Below are 13,685 nucleotides of genomic sequence, written 5' to 3' on the forward strand. Positions count from 1 at the left end.
GGCCTCGACGCCGCCTGCCGCATCATCGGCCTCGAAGACCAACTCCACGACGCCCAACGCCAAAACCACCAACTCCGCACCACCGAATAAGACCGCCGGGTGTGCCGCAAGCGTCTCGCGGCACACCTCGCACCGGCCGCCAGACGAGCCGGCACATTCGCCTGTCCGGCGATCGCGCCGGCTGTCTCGTTTGCGATGTACTCGGGCGTGGTTCTTACCGCGTGCCCGTCGGGCAGCGACGGCTACTCCAGGGATCAGTCGAAACTCCCGCGTCACCCACACCGGCGACGACAGGCACCCGACCCGGTAAATCCCGGCCTACCCGCCCGCTGCTGGAATTACGCGATTTACACTCGTCGCCATGCACACCGTACTCGCGGCCACGTTGCGCGAAGGTGACTGGTTCTGGCACGAACCCTGGCCCGGCCACCGCGCCGCTCTCCTGCAGGCCGCGACAATCCTCGTCAACGACACCTCGGTGCTGATCTGCACCACCGACGACAAACGTGAACTCGTCACCTACCGCCCCGACCGGCCCATCCAGCTTGCCCCGCCGCATGAAATCCCGGATCGCCGATCAGTCATCTCAACGGATTCACCACTCAGCCAGTCATGACGCCTGACGTCAGCCGACGTGGATTCCGGGTCGGAGTGCCGGATCGGGTTCGCTGGTGCGGATGATTTCGCGGACCACCGGGGCGGTGTCGCCGCGGCCGAGGATCAGGTAGCGGAACAGGTGGCCCAGCGGGCTGCCTTCGCTCCATTCGAAGTGGCATTGCGGCCGGACGCCGGTGGCGTCTCGCAGCGCGAGCAGGATCGCGGCGATCGCGTTCGGTGCGGCCGGGCTGTCCACCCGCAGGACACGGAAACCGTCGATCTCGACACCGCGGACCTTGAGCACGTCGCTGAAGCCGGACGGGTCGATGACGTCGATCTCGAGGAACAGGACGTCGGCGGCGCCCGGGACCGGGTTCAGGCCGCGCTGCTCGGCTTCCTTCGCCCGGTATTCCTCGGCGTCGCCGGCCTGGCGGCGATTCGCGATGATGGTGAGGTCGCCGTCGTGGGCGATCGAGTCGGTGACGAAAAGACGGGCGGGCGCGTCGAACTCGATGTGCTCCACCCGCAGCTCGGTGGTGCGGCTGACTCGCGAAACCAGGGAGACGGCGATGATCCCGAGAATGAAGAACGCGGAGATCGTGAGGCCGTCAGGCTTCTCGATGACGTTTTCCACCAACGCGTAGATCAGGATGAGGGTCAGCACGGCGAAGGCGATCGCGGCCTTGCGCTGCCGCCGGCGAGCGGCCGAAATGACCACGGCTACCGACGCGGACACCATCATCGCGAGGATCCCGGTGGCGTACGCCCCGGCTTGGGCGTTGACATCGGCGTTGAAGATGATCGTGACCAGGATGCAGATCGCGGTGTAAACGAGCACCACCGGCCGTACGGCGCGGGCCCAGTCGGGCGCCATCCCGTAGGCGGGAAGATACCGCGGCACGATGTTGATCAGGCCCGCCATCGCCGACGCGCCGGCGAACCACAGGATCAGGATGCTGCTGATGTCGTAGGCGGTGCCGACCCAGTCACCCATCAGTTCATGGGCGAGATAAGCCAGCGCGCGGCCGTTGGCCTCGCCACCGGGCTTGAACTGCTCGGCCGGGATCAGGACCGTGGTCACGAAACTGGTGGCGATCAGGTACACCGACATGATCAGCGCGGCGGCGGTGAGCAGTTTGCGCGTGTTGCGGATCCGGTTCGCCAGCCGCTGCTCCGCGTTCTCGCCCTTGGCCGCGACCAGGGGCATCATGCTCACCCCGGTTTCGAAACCGGACAAGCCGAGCACCAGCAACGGGAATGCCAGGATGGCCGGGCCGATGATCCCGCCGAACCCGCCGCCACCGGAAGTCAGCGCGTCGAGCCAGCGGTCGAGCGCGGTGGGATCGGTGAAGACCTCGCCGATACCGACGACCACGACGACGGCGTTGAGCACCAGGAAGATCGCGACCAGCGGGATCGCTACCCCGACGGCCTCGCTGAACCCGAGCAGGAACACGCCGCCGAGGATCAGCAGCAGGATCACCGTGATCAGTACTTCGTGCCCGTGCAGGAACGAGGGCGTGTTCGGATTCTCCAGCGCGTGCACCGTGGCGTCGGCCGAGGACAGCGTGATGGTGATGATCCACGATGTCGCGACGAAACCCAGCAGTACCAGGACGAAGAGCTTGCCGCGCCAGAACGGCAGCAGGTTCTCCAGCATCGCGACCGACCCTTGGCCGTGCGGGCTTTCCTTCGCCACCCGCCGGTACATCGGCAGCATCCCGAGCAGCGTCAGCGCCACGATCAGCAACGTCGCCAGCGGCGACAACGCGCCTGCGGCCAGTGCCGCGATGCCGGGCAGGTAGGACAACGTCGAGAAGTAGTCCACACCGGTGAGGCACATGACCTTCCACCACGACTGCGGCGTCGTGTGGTCCTCCTGGCTTTCCGGCCCGACCGGCTGGACGCGGTGCTCCATCAGCCACCGGCCGAGCTTGCCCGTCGGCGCCGTCTGCCGGACCGGGCTGTCCACCCGTTCCGGAACAGCCGATTCCGGTACCTCAGTCATTCCGCGTCTCCCCCAGATCTCCTGTGCGCCGCACCCGGCACGCCCGCTCCGCCCAGTGACGGCCGCGCACCGACGCGGACACTAACGATCCAGCGCCAAGAATCACCGACCCGGCCGTAAAGAAAACATCAATGTCGCGCGACAAGCAGACGTGCCGCTGGCCAGTGCATTCGATGCCGCATCTGCCGGGCCAGGCGCAACAGCCTTGCGACCACGAACTCCGAGCCAGAACCGGCTCCCGGGATGAGAGCGATGTTCGCGTCGGATGGTCGACCACCGCTCGCTGAAGGGAATCCGTGTCGACGGCCCGCCTGGAGATCGCGGCCCCAGAGTGACCTGACACCCGCCGAACCGAGTTCAGAGGTAGCGTGTGCCGAACGAACTGAAGGGATTCCGGGCACTGTGACTCGACGACTGTCAGCCGGCGACCGCCCCGGTGCCAAAGGCTTACTCGGTCCTGTCTGTCTCGTACTCAGCCTGCTCGGCTGGCTGCTCCCCTACGGCGAGGTGGTCTCCGTATTGGCCTTGGCCGCCGGAGCGATATCGATACTGACGGACCGCCAGTATCGACTGGACGGCCTTGTCATCGCAGGCGTCTGCATCGCCGCGCTCCAGTTGTTCTTCGGACTGCTGCTGTTCACGATGGATCTGGCCGGCCACTAAAGAAATCACCAGCATGACTCAGTGTTCCGGCAAGGTGTCCAGCAGCGTCAAGGCGTTCCGGTTGCCCTGCTTGAGGAGGTCGTCGGCGAGCCGCCGGTCGGCCAGGGCTCGGGAAAGCTGCAGGGTCCCGACCATCATGGCGTAGACGCTGAGAACCGTGGTTCGCGCCGACAGCGGATCGTGTGGTGCCAGCCGGGCGGCGATGTCGTCGATGAACGCGAGCACACTGTCGGTGTAGGCCTGTTTGGTCGGATCAGCGCACCGGGTGATCTCGTCGAGCAGGGCGGCGGACGGGCAGCCTCCCTCGGGGTTGTCACGATGCTCGGGCGAGAGGTACTCGCGCACCATCTGCTCGACTCCGGCGCGGCCGGGCGCGATCGCGTCGAGCCACTCGCGCTGTTCGCGTAGCTGTTCGGAGACCGCGGCGGCGACCAGCTCCTCCTTCGATTCGAAGTGCGCGTAGAAGGCGCCGTTGGTCAGCCCGGCGTCCTTCATGAGCGTGGCCACCCCGGAGCCGTCGATGCCGTCACGCTTGAACCGGCGGCCCGCTGTCTCGACGATCCGGCGCCGCGTCTCCAGCTTGTGCTCTTTCCCGTACCGAACCACGCGCATCTCCGCTCGCCGCGACCGTCACTCATGTTAGTACGATCATAATCCAAATCAGCCCGAACTATTGCTTCGAGGTCCGAATCGTGCCTATGGTATTACGATCGTAAGCTAAAGGAGTCGCCATGACGACGTCTCGACCGGTAGCGCTGGTGACCGGCGCATCGTCCGGTATCGGAAAGGCAGCGACGCTCGCCCTCGCCGACGCCGGTTTCCAAGTGATCGGAACGAGCCGCGACACCTCGCGGACCACCCCTGTCGAGGGCGTGACGTTCCTCGACCTCGACGTGACGAGCGACGAGTCGGTCGCCAATCTGGTCGAGCAGGTGATCGCGCGATTCGGGCGCATCGACGTCCTGGTCAACAACGCCGGCGTCGGCGCGAACGGCGCGGCCGAGGAGATCTCGGCCGACCAGGCACAGCGGGTCTTCGACGTCAACGTCTTCGGCCTCATGCGCATGACCAGGGCCGTCCTGCCCCGGATGCGCGCACAGGGCCGCGGCCGCATCGTCAACGTCTCGTCCGTCGGGGGTTTCGTCCCGAACCCGTTCATGGCCGTGTACGTCTCGACCAAGCACGCGGTCGAGGGCTACTCCGAGTCCCTCGACCACGAAGTCCGCGAACACGGCGTGCGGGTGCTGCGCGTCCAGCCTGGCCCCGTCAACACGCCGTTCGACGCCAACCAGGTGCAGGCCGACACCCCGCTGGAGGTCTACGCGCACCGGCGTCGTGTCTTCGAGGAGGTGATGCGGGAGTCGATGCGCGGCGGTGAAGATCCAGCCGCCGTCGCCAAGGTGATCGTCGCGGCGGCCACCGACGCGAAGCCGAAGCCGCGATACCTCGCCGGCTCGACCGCCGCCCGCGTCGCCGTGCTCCGCCGCATCGCGCCGTCCCGGGTCTTCGACCGGGGCGTCCGCAGGCTCAACCGGATGACCGGCTGACAATTCCGTTACCACACAAGGAAAGGCGAGCCATGAAGGCATTCATCGTCGACCGCTACGGAAGCAGCGCCGACAATGTCCGGGCAGGCGAAATGCCGGAACCCGAGGTGGGCCCGCACGACGTGCTGGTCCGGATCCACGCCGCGGGCGTCAACGCCCTCGACCTCAAGATCAGGAACGGCGAGTTCAAGCTCATCCTGCCCTATCGGCCGCCGTTCATCCTGGGCAACGACGTGGCGGGCGTCGTGGTCCGGGTCGGCCCACGGGTGCGAAAGTTCAAGGCGGGCGACGAGGTCTACGCGCGCCCGGACAAGAACCGGATCGGCACCTTCGCGGAGTTCATCGCCATCGACGAAACCGATCTGGCGCTCAAACCGAAGCAGCTGACGATGGAAGAAGCCGCCTCGATTCCGTTGGTCGGCTTGACGGCCTGGCAGGCGCTGGTCGAGATCGCCGACGTGCGGCCGGGCCACAAGGTCCTCATCCACGCGGGCTCCGGCGGCGTCGGGACGTTCGCGATCCAGCTGGCGAAACACCTCGGCGCCACCGTGGCCACGACCACCAGCACGGCCAACGTCGATCTCGTCAAGCGCCTCGGCGCGGACGTCGTCGTCGACTACCGCAACGAGGACTTCGAGGCCGTCCTGCGGGACTACGACGTGGTACTGAACAGCCTGGACGCCAAGATGCTCAAGAAGTCGCTGACCGTGCTGAAACCCGGCGGAAAGCTCATCTCGATCTCCGGCCCGCCGGATCCCGCCTTCGCGCGGGAACTCGGCAAGCCGTGGATCCTGCGGCCGGTGACGCGGGTCCTGAGTCACCGGATCAGGAAGGCGGCCCGACGTCGTCACGTCGCCTATTCATTCCTCTTCATGCGGGCGAACGGAACCCAGCTCGGCGAGATCACCGCGCTCGTCGACTCGGCGACCATCGAACCGGTCATGGACCGGGTCTTCCCTTTCGCGGCGACCAAAGAGGCCCTGGCATACGTCCAAAAAGGACGATCGAAAGGCAAGGTCGTCGTCACCGTCCAAGAAACCCACAAGGAGACATCATGACCGTGCTCGCCGGCTACCGAGAAGCACCTACCAAGTTCGTCGATGTCGGCGGAACGACGTTCGCCTACCGCCGGCTCGGCCCCGACAACGGCACACCGGTGATCTTCCTCAACCACCTGGCCGCGGTGCTGGACAACTGGGACCCCCGGGTCGTCGACGGCATCGCGGCGAAGCACCCCGTGATCACCTTCGACAACCGGGGAATCGGTGCTTCGCAAGGAAAAACGCCGCGCTCGGTGGCCGCGATGGCACGCGACGCCATCGCCTTCATCCGGGCATCGGGCCACGATCAGGTCGACCTGCTGGGATTCTCGCTGGGCGGTTTCATCGCCCAGGTGATCGCCGAACAGGAACCCCGGCTCGTCCGCAAAATGATCCTCGCCGGCACCGGCCCGGCCGGCGGCGCGGGCATCGACAAGGTCACTCCGATCACCCTTCTCGACACCCTGAAAGCCACCCTGACGTTCAAGGACCCGAAGGAGTACCTGTTCTTCACCCGCACGGCCAACGGCAAGGCGACGGCCCGTCAGTTCGTGAACCGGCTGAAGGAACGTACCGACGACCGCGACAAGCCGATCTCCGTCACGGCATTCCGCAACCAGCTCAAAGCGATCCACCGCTGGGGACGCCGGCAGCCGTCCGATCTGACCGTCGTCCACCAACCGGTCCTGGTCGCGAACGGTGACCACGACCGGATGGTGCCGAGCCGCAATTCCACCGACCTGGCCCGGAGACTGCCGAACGCCCGGCTCATCCTCTATCCCGATGCCGGACACGGCGGCATCTTCCAGTACCACGAGAAGTTCGTCGACGAAGCTCTGCGGTTCCTCGACTCTTGACCACGCTCTTCCAGTCCAGCTCGGCTGCCATCCGGCGAGCGGACTCAGCGTTTGCGAGCGATCCATTCGGGAGAGATCTTGCGCGTCGTTCCTGCGGTCCACGACCATGGCTCGGTTGATCATGTCGCACACCGCATGACCCGCTCACCGACCGAGTCGATGTCGCGGGAAGGCCCGTTCGACGCACGACGCGATCGAACTCTAGGGGCTGTGATGGTATGGGAACCGCTTCGGGACGGGGTTGGTCGGCGGCGACATCCCCGATGTTGCCGGTGATGTCGCCGCCATCCGTTGAGATCACTGGTCAGCAGGTGCAGACGCCGCCGTTGTTGATTCCGGCGACGCCGTTGCCGCCCGCGAGGCCACTGGCGCCGGACGGCGTGGCGATGGTGTCCGCCCCGTCGTTGATGGTTCCGGAGTTCCCGAGACCGCCGGCACCCGCGGCACCGCCGATTCCGCCAGGACCGCCGGGGCCACTGCAACCGGTGCCGCCATTACCGCCGCCGGCACCGTTGCCGCCCTTGCCACCGGTGGCGGTGATGAGGTCGACACCGGCTCCGCCGGTGAGAGTGCCGGAATTTCCGATCCCACCGGCACCACCCGCGCCGCCGACGCCACCGGCGCCGCCGGGCTGGGCGGCGGCGGAGCCGTTGCCGGCCTTGCCGCCGACACCACCGTTGCCGCCGAGCCCGCCATTGGACTTGAGCGTGTCGACACCGGCACCACCGCTGACGGTCCCGGAATTCCCGACACCACCCGCGCCACCGGCACCACCGACGCCGCCGCCATGGCCGCAGCCACCGACGCCACCAGCCGCGCCGGTCCCACCGGCACCACCGTTGACGGTGACGTTGTCGAGACCGGGATCGGTGAGATCATCGTTATAGGCTCCGGAGTTCCCGACGCCACCGGCCGCACCCGCGCCACCGATACCCCCGGCACCCGCGCCACCGGCCACGGGGCCGCTGTTGCCGCCGAGGCCACCAAGACCGCCGTTGCCGCCCCTGCCCGCGGTGAGGACGGCGGTGTCGTTGCCGACGCCGCCGGTGATGTTCCCGGCGTTACCGGCACCACCGATCCCGCCGACACCACCGCTACCACCGGCGCCACCGGCACCGCTGGCGAATCCGACCCCGCCCTGGCCGCCGTTTCCGCCGTTGCCTCCCGCACCACCGACGACAGTGATGCTGTCCGTGCCGGCACCGGCGTTGATGACGCCGGTCGTCCCCACGCCGGCACCGCCGACGTTCCCGGCCCCGCCGTTGCCACCGGCGGTGCCCGCGGGCGTGCCCGCATTACCGGCTGCCCCTGGAGGACCGTTGTTGCCCACGGCCCCGGCGACGCCGGTCACCATGATCGTGTCGTTGCCGGCGAGGCCGTTCACGGTCCCGTCCACGGCACCGCCGGTGATGGTGATGATGTTGTTCCCCGTGGTGCCGTCCAGCACCTGACCAGAGGGAATCCCAGCGGTGCAAGCGAAGTTGGCGCCACTCTGGGTGCATCCCGGAGGGAGCGCCCACGCCTGCGCGGGAACCGCGAGAGCGAACCCCGCCGCGGTGCCCACACCGATCAGGGCCCGGCCGACCCGGCCTGCCGTACTGACACGTGCTGTGGATCTCATGATCAACCTTCCACCGATAAAGGGGATCCGGGACTGATGCCACGGACCTGCGAGGTGGTGTGATGACCGAGAGTCTGGGGCCATTGCCCGGTGCCGCATACCTGAGGGCACCGGATCAACCAACACCCTCGACATGACCGGCCCTTCGCCCCTTCACCAGGACTGGCAAGCGCAATCGTGGCCAGTCACCCATACGTGATCAGGCCCACGGATGCCAACGATCGCGACCGGCATCAACCGCCGGCCATATCCACCGTGCAGCACCCGCTCGTTTACCCCTTTCGTCAATCCGACGCATCTGCGGATGCCGAGATCAACGAGGCCGGGCAACGGCTTGCGTCACCATTTTCGGCCTTCTATCGTTGGCTGCATGACCGTGAGTCCCGGAGCCGCGCAGCCCGGCTCCCTGTCCGTGACCACCACAGAACTGGAGGACGGCGTGGTCACCGTCGAGGTGCGAGGCGACATCGACCTCACAACCAGCCCCAGGCTGCACGCGACGATCAACGAGTTCTTGCGGAGCGGACCGGGAGCGGTGGTGATCGACATGACCGGAGTCGGCTTCTGCGATTCTTCAGGTCTGTCGATATTGGTCCATCTGAACAATCAGTGCGCCGCTTCGGACATCGACCTGACAATCGCACCCTCCAGAATGGTCCGCAGGGCCATCGAGCTCACAGGCTTGTCCTCGACGTTGACGATGACCCACCCGTCCACCCAGCCATAACAGCGCACGTCCTGTCGCCTCCGGCCTTCCCTCCAGAACTGATGGCAAACTCCTTCATGCCTTCTCCAGGCGCGCGAATTCCTTACCGAGCAAGGCACCCCAGTCCCGCGCCCGCGCCAGCTCGCCGTCACGCAGCACCGGCTCCTGCTTGTCCGTTCTGACAAGGAAACTCTCCGACGGCGCGAGCGGAACGAAACCGAGCCGCCTGAGTTTGCGTGCCACGCTCATCGCGGCCGAGCCGGTCAGCCAGCGCGGCTGCCCGATCCGGGTATCGAACGTCGCCACCGGATTACCGCCCGACACCCCGTCCAGAGTGCCGACCCAGTCCCGCAGGCTCTTCGTCGACCGGACACCCTCCACCGCCTGCCGACCGGCCTCGGTCCGGCTGGAAGGCCAGGACATCCCGTGCACGTGCGTAGGGCCACCGACCACGAGCAAGTCGGCCTCCGCCACGCTTCCGACGTCGTCGATGTTCACGACGTCTACCTCGGCGTTGGGAGCCAGCCCATCCGCCACCGCCTTGGCCACTTGCTCGGTGTTCCCGAACATCGACTCGTACACCACCATCGCACGCATCACAGTTCTCCTTGTCCTATCGGGGAAAGTTCATGAGAAAGCCGAGGCCGCAAACCGTGCCACCGCCCGCTTCATCTGGTCAGGTCGCCGTGTGGGACGACGCTGCTTTGGCGGGCAGCAGGCGTGAGGTCCTTTGTGGATTTATGGATGGCTCGGTTGCGGCGGAGTCGTTTGTCGAGTTCGATCAGCGCCCAGCACGTGCCGGCTATCCCGACGGCGGCCGCCCATCCGGTCCAGCCGATGGGCGCGGTGCCGAACAGCGTGTTCATCCATGGGGCGTAGGTGAACGCCAGCTGCAGCGTGATCGTGGTGGCGATGCCCAGGGGCAGCCAGAGATTTTGTCGCAGGCCGGCCAGGACGAGGGGGCGGTCCGGGGACCGGCAGTTGAGCAGGTAGGCGATCTGCGCGGCCACGAAGACGTTCACCGCGAGTGTGCGGGCTTGCTCCACGGTCGCGCCTGTGGCGAGGCTCCAGTGGAAGGAGGCGAAGACACCACCTAGCAGCAGCGCGGACACGAGCAGTATCCGGCGCACCAGTGACCTGGTGAGCAGCGGCAGGGTGGGCGGCAACGGTGGACGGCTCATGATTCCCGGTTCGCGGGCTTCGAAGGCGAGAGTGAGACCGAGGGCGACCGCGGTGGTCATGTTGATCCAGAGGATCTGCACGGGCAGGATCGGCAGCATCGCCCCCGCCAGGGTCGCGGCGAGGATCACGAGTCCCTCGGCCAGGTTGGTGGGCAGGGTCCAGGCGATGAACTTGCGCAGGTTGTCGAAGACGGATCGTCCTTCCTCGACCGCCGCGGCGATGGAGGCGAAGTCGTCGTCGGCGAGGACCATGTCGGCGGCCTGCTGGGCGACCTCGGTGCCGCCTACTCCCATCGCGATGCCGATGTCGGCGCAGGGCGGGTGCGTCGTTGACGCCGTCCCCGGTCATGGCCACGACGTGGCCCTCTTGTTGCAGCACGCCGACGAGGGCGAGTTTCTGTTCCGGCGAGACCCTCGCGAAGACCGATGTGCTCGCGGCGACCTTCGTCAGCTCGCCGGGGGTGAGGTCGCGCAGATCGTGGCCGGTGACCACGGCCGGGGCCAGGCCGAAGCGGGCCGCGACCGCGCCGGCGGTGGCGGGGTGGTCACCGGTGATCATCTTGATCTCGATGCCCGCCGTGCGGCAGTCGCTGACGGCGGTGATCGCCGCGGGACGGGGCGGGTCGTGCATGCCTTGGGCGCCGAGCAGGACGAGTCGCCCGGCTGCGCGATCAGATCATCGGGGTCTTGACGCTGCTCGGCAGCGAACCCGGCGGCGCGGATCACCACGACGTCGAACTCGCGCAGGCCATGGCCGATGTCGCCACCATCGGGATCCTGCAGCAACGCTCCATCAAAACCGGAGACCAGCTCACCGGGCAACTGCAGATCGCGCTGAACAGCCGTGTCGTGATCGAACAAGCCAAAGGCGTCCTCGCCGAACGCGGCTCACTCACCATGGACGAGGCATTCACGCGCCTACGCGGCCACGCCCGCGCCAACAACCTGCGCCTGACCGAACTCGCTCGCTCCGTCACCGAAGGCGCGACAAACCTGGAGTCGATTCTCTCTCACACCGCCTGACCGGGGGTTCAACCGCGGCCGGGATCGATGCCCCGGCGATGGAATCCATGCGTGAGGGCGGGCTTTTGCCCCAACCCTTCCCTCTGGCGGCGAACGCGCCCGCGCAGGACGACATTCCCGCTCATCCGGGACCAATGGCACCGGCCGATTCCTGTTCCCGCGCCTACCTTCAGATCGAAGCCAAGCGAAAGAGCGGAACGACGGTCGCCGGCCGCAGGGCCCATCACACGGCCATCGGGCACCCGGAAGTGAAGGAACGGCAATGCAGGCAACGATTTCCCAGGTGATGACCACGAATCCGATCCGTGTCCGACCGGAGACCGGGTACAAGCGCATCGCGGATCTGCTGACCCGCTACCGCATCAGCGCGGTCCCGGTCGTGGATTCCGATGGTGCCCCGATCGGTGTCGTGTCCGAAGCGGATCTTCTGGCCCGCCTGGATCACCGGCGGCGCCACTGGCCGTCGGGCCGCCGCGGCCGCGGCGCGGCTCGCCGACGCGGGAATCAGACGACTCTTCGTCGTGGCCGACAGAAAGCTGGTCGGTGTGGTTTCCCGCCGCGATCTGCTGTCCACCTTCCGCCGTCCCGACGAGGAGATCCGTGCGGTCATCGAGCGCGACATCCTCGACGGAACACTCCAGGTGCAACCAGGGCAAGCGTCCGTCACCGTGGCGGGCGGTGTCGTCACACTTCTCGGCCTGCTCGACAACCACGGGTCCGTGGAACGCGCCGGCGAACTCGCCGCAGAGGTCCAAGGCATGCTCGAAGTGAAGAACCGGCTCGATTTCGTCTGGGACGACCACCGTCTCCGACCTGCCGTCCTCGGCAGCCGACACCCGGCTATGTCCTAAGAGGACCCACGGCGCGCCGATCAGACCCGAATCCGACCGCACTGAACGAAAAGTGAGAGGAACATCCCATGGCGACCATCGACCGCGGGCACCGCGAAGCCGTCACCGTCCGACATACCGGAGAACGGCCAGGCGCGGGCGAGACGAGCCTCGCCGTCCTGCGGATCACCACCGGGCTGCTGTTCCTGTGGGCGTTCGCGGACAAGGTCTTCGGGCTCGGCTACGCCACGACGGCGAACAACGCCTGGATCACCGGCGGTTCACCCACGAAAGGGTTCCTGAGCCGGGCCGACGTCGGCCCGTTCGCCGGCACTCTGCAGTCGTGGGCGGGCGCGGCCTGGGCGGACTGGCTGTTCATGCTGGGTTTGCTGGGTGTCGGCGTCGCCGTGACGCTCGGCATCGGGCTTCGGATCGCCGCCGCCACGGGCGTCATCATGATGCTCCTCATGTGGGTCGCCGAGTGGCCGCTGGACCGGACGACCTCCGCCGGGGAGCCGAGCATGTCGACCAACCCTGTCATCGACTACCACGTCATCTACGCCATCGCGCTGATCGCACTCGCCGCCAGCGCCGCGGGGAACCGTTGGGGTTTCGGCGAACGCTGGTCGCGGATGTCCTTTGTGGAGCGCAACAAGTGGCTCCGCTGATTCGCTCTCTTCGGAAACAGGAGTAAATTCGCGTTACGCACCCCCGACCTCGGTGCCCGTGACGTACCACGAACCCATCACCGGTTCGGACTTCGACGACACGATCAACGGCGGCACCGGCATCGACACCTGCCAGGGACCGGCGCCGGATCCCGACATCCATGCCAGCTGCGAGAACACCAGCACGCCACCGACAACGGGACCCGGTTCGAGCACCGGAAACGCCACCGAACTATGCAACGCGACCGGCGGCGTCTTATCCCTCACCGCCAACCCGGTGGGATACATCTGCGTGTTCAACCCCCTCAACCCCGCCAACCGCCGCGTCCAAGAGGCCACCGGCATCTGCAACGGAGCAAACGGAACCTTCGTGAACCTGCTCCCCCTGAGCTACGCCTGCCTCCTCCCCACCGCGACCCGGAAATAGCGCCTGTTCAGGCGCCGAGCCGGCTGTAGAGGCGCCCGGCGAGGGTGGCGGCGATCTGGTTGAGGCGTCCGGTCGGGTCGCGGAGGGCGTACTGGCCCAGCAGCTCCGCCACGACGTGCGCCTCGGTCTCCGACAGCAACGCGATACACCGCTCGCGGCGGCCCTGATCGACCAGGCGCCTGAGGGTGTCGGCGTACTCCTGGTGGTCGCGCACGCCGGTCAGGTCGAACGGGTCCTGCCACGCAGTCGAGTCGGTCATCCGGCCCTGCCCTTTCGAGTGATGTCCTCCGTCGTCACCCCGCGTTGACCTGCGGATCTGCGGAGCAGACGTTCCTCCACGCCGCAGCATGAACAAATCTATGGTGGCCGAGGTAGACATTCAACCTCAGGTGTGTGTAGTGTTCTGCCCATACCGAGAGAGACAACGTCAAGCAGGCGCGGGAGATGACGGAACTACCCGCGAGGTGAGACAAGACGGTCAGGCAGGACGAAGCCAATCAGTGAACAGGTTTCGACT

At 66.9% G+C, this 13,685-nt stretch carries 16 protein-coding genes and 1 pseudogene; 10 read left to right on the plus strand and 7 right to left on the minus strand.

Annotated features, from left to right (window positions below):
• Positions 1–361: 361 nt before the first annotated feature.
• The gene (locus ACLJRL_RS41070; protein WP_410661828.1) at positions 362–616 is read left to right on the plus strand and encodes a hypothetical protein; all 255 of its coding nucleotides are present in this window, start codon (positions 362–364) and stop codon (positions 614–616) included.
• A gap of 9 nt (positions 617–625) precedes the next feature.
• On the opposite strand, the gene ACLJRL_RS41075 is transcribed toward ACLJRL_RS41070, so the two are convergent.
• A complete protein-coding gene (locus ACLJRL_RS41075; protein WP_410661829.1) occupies positions 626–2,605 on the minus strand; it encodes an amino acid transporter in 1,980 nt (659 codons plus the stop codon).
• 402 nt (positions 2,606–3,007) lie between these two features.
• On the opposite strand from ACLJRL_RS41075, the gene ACLJRL_RS41080 reads away from it, so the two are divergent.
• Complete coding sequence (locus tag ACLJRL_RS41080) at positions 3,008–3,268, plus strand: hypothetical protein (RefSeq protein ID WP_410661830.1); 261 nt, start codon at positions 3,008–3,010, stop codon at positions 3,266–3,268.
• A gap of 18 nt (positions 3,269–3,286) precedes the next feature.
• Here ACLJRL_RS41080 and ACLJRL_RS41085 read toward each other — a convergent pair whose 3' ends face one another.
• Complete coding sequence (locus ACLJRL_RS41085) at positions 3,287–3,880, minus strand: TetR/AcrR family transcriptional regulator (protein WP_410661831.1); 594 nt, start codon at positions 3,878–3,880, stop codon at positions 3,287–3,289.
• Positions 3,881–3,999: 119 nt separating this feature from the next.
• Between ACLJRL_RS41085 and ACLJRL_RS41090 the strand changes: the two genes are divergently transcribed.
• The 3 genes from ACLJRL_RS41090 to ACLJRL_RS41100 are packed head-to-tail and all read left to right on the plus strand — an operon-like array spanning position 4,000 to position 6,712.
• Positions 4,000–4,815, plus strand: coding sequence for an oxidoreductase (locus ACLJRL_RS41090; protein ID WP_410661832.1), 816 nt, complete (start codon positions 4,000–4,002; stop codon positions 4,813–4,815).
• A gap of 32 nt (positions 4,816–4,847) precedes the next feature.
• Positions 4,848–5,873: an NADP-dependent oxidoreductase gene (locus tag ACLJRL_RS41095; protein WP_410661833.1), complete on the plus strand. Its 1,026-nt coding sequence runs from the start codon at positions 4,848–4,850 to the stop codon at positions 5,871–5,873.
• A complete protein-coding gene (locus ACLJRL_RS41100) occupies positions 5,870–6,712 on the plus strand; it encodes an alpha/beta fold hydrolase (RefSeq protein WP_410661834.1) in 843 nt (280 codons plus the stop codon). The genes ACLJRL_RS41095 and ACLJRL_RS41100 overlap by 4 nt, the downstream gene beginning before the upstream one ends.
• Before the next feature lie 304 nt (positions 6,713–7,016).
• Here the strand turns inward: ACLJRL_RS41100 and ACLJRL_RS41105 are convergent, their stop codons facing one another.
• Entirely contained in the window at positions 7,017–8,333 is a 1,317-nt protein-coding gene (locus tag ACLJRL_RS41105) for a hypothetical protein (protein WP_410661835.1), read from the minus strand.
• Positions 8,334–8,703: 370 nt separating this feature from the next.
• Here ACLJRL_RS41105 and ACLJRL_RS41110 point away from each other — a divergent pair, with 370 nt between their 5' ends.
• Positions 8,704–9,060 carry an STAS domain-containing protein gene (locus tag ACLJRL_RS41110; protein ID WP_410661836.1) on the plus strand — a complete coding sequence of 119 codons (357 nt, stop codon included), beginning with the start codon at positions 8,704–8,706 and terminating at the stop codon, positions 9,058–9,060.
• A gap of 54 nt (positions 9,061–9,114) precedes the next feature.
• Here ACLJRL_RS41110 and ACLJRL_RS41115 read toward each other — a convergent pair whose 3' ends face one another.
• The 3 genes and pseudogenes from ACLJRL_RS41115 to ACLJRL_RS41125 form a co-directional block, all read right to left on the minus strand.
• Positions 9,115–9,636, minus strand: a complete 522-nt coding sequence (locus tag ACLJRL_RS41115; RefSeq protein WP_410661837.1) for a flavodoxin family protein — start codon at positions 9,634–9,636, stop codon at positions 9,115–9,117.
• A 71-nt stretch (positions 9,637–9,707) separates the two neighbouring features.
• Positions 9,708–10,514 (minus strand): cation transporting ATPase C-terminal domain-containing protein, encoded by an 807-nt coding sequence (locus ACLJRL_RS41120; protein WP_410661838.1) that lies wholly within the window; start codon positions 10,512–10,514, stop codon positions 9,708–9,710.
• 73 nt (positions 10,515–10,587) lie between these two features.
• Positions 10,588–10,851, minus strand: a pseudogene (locus tag ACLJRL_RS41125) (cation-transporting P-type ATPase); the annotation flags it as partial.
• Between the two features lie 56 nt (positions 10,852–10,907).
• Between ACLJRL_RS41125 and ACLJRL_RS41130 the strand changes: the two are divergent.
• From ACLJRL_RS41130 to ACLJRL_RS41145, 4 genes are all read left to right on the plus strand, one after another.
• On the plus strand, positions 10,908–11,243 hold the full coding sequence (locus tag ACLJRL_RS41130; protein ID WP_410661839.1) for an ANTAR domain-containing protein: 336 nt from the start codon (positions 10,908–10,910) through the stop codon (positions 11,241–11,243).
• Positions 11,244–11,647: 404 nt separating this feature from the next.
• On the plus strand, positions 11,648–12,094 hold the full coding sequence (locus tag ACLJRL_RS41135) for a BON domain-containing protein (RefSeq protein ID WP_410661840.1): 447 nt from the start codon (positions 11,648–11,650) through the stop codon (positions 12,092–12,094).
• A 68-nt stretch (positions 12,095–12,162) separates the two neighbouring features.
• Entirely contained in the window at positions 12,163–12,741 is a 579-nt protein-coding gene (locus ACLJRL_RS41140) for a hypothetical protein (protein WP_410661841.1), read from the plus strand.
• A 58-nt stretch (positions 12,742–12,799) separates the two neighbouring features.
• Entirely contained in the window at positions 12,800–13,168 is a 369-nt protein-coding gene (locus tag ACLJRL_RS41145; protein ID WP_410661842.1) for a hypothetical protein, read from the plus strand.
• A gap of 7 nt (positions 13,169–13,175) precedes the next feature.
• On the opposite strand, the gene ACLJRL_RS41150 is transcribed toward ACLJRL_RS41145, so the two are convergent.
• Positions 13,176–13,427 carry a hypothetical protein gene (locus tag ACLJRL_RS41150; protein WP_410661843.1) on the minus strand — a complete coding sequence of 84 codons (252 nt, stop codon included), beginning with the start codon at positions 13,425–13,427 and terminating at the stop codon, positions 13,176–13,178.
• Between the last annotated feature and the right edge of the window lie 258 nt (positions 13,428–13,685).

The sequence above is a fragment of the Amycolatopsis sp. lyj-112 genome (genome assembly GCF_046549055.1).
GTDB lineage: Bacteria > Actinomycetota > Actinomycetes > Mycobacteriales > Pseudonocardiaceae > Amycolatopsis.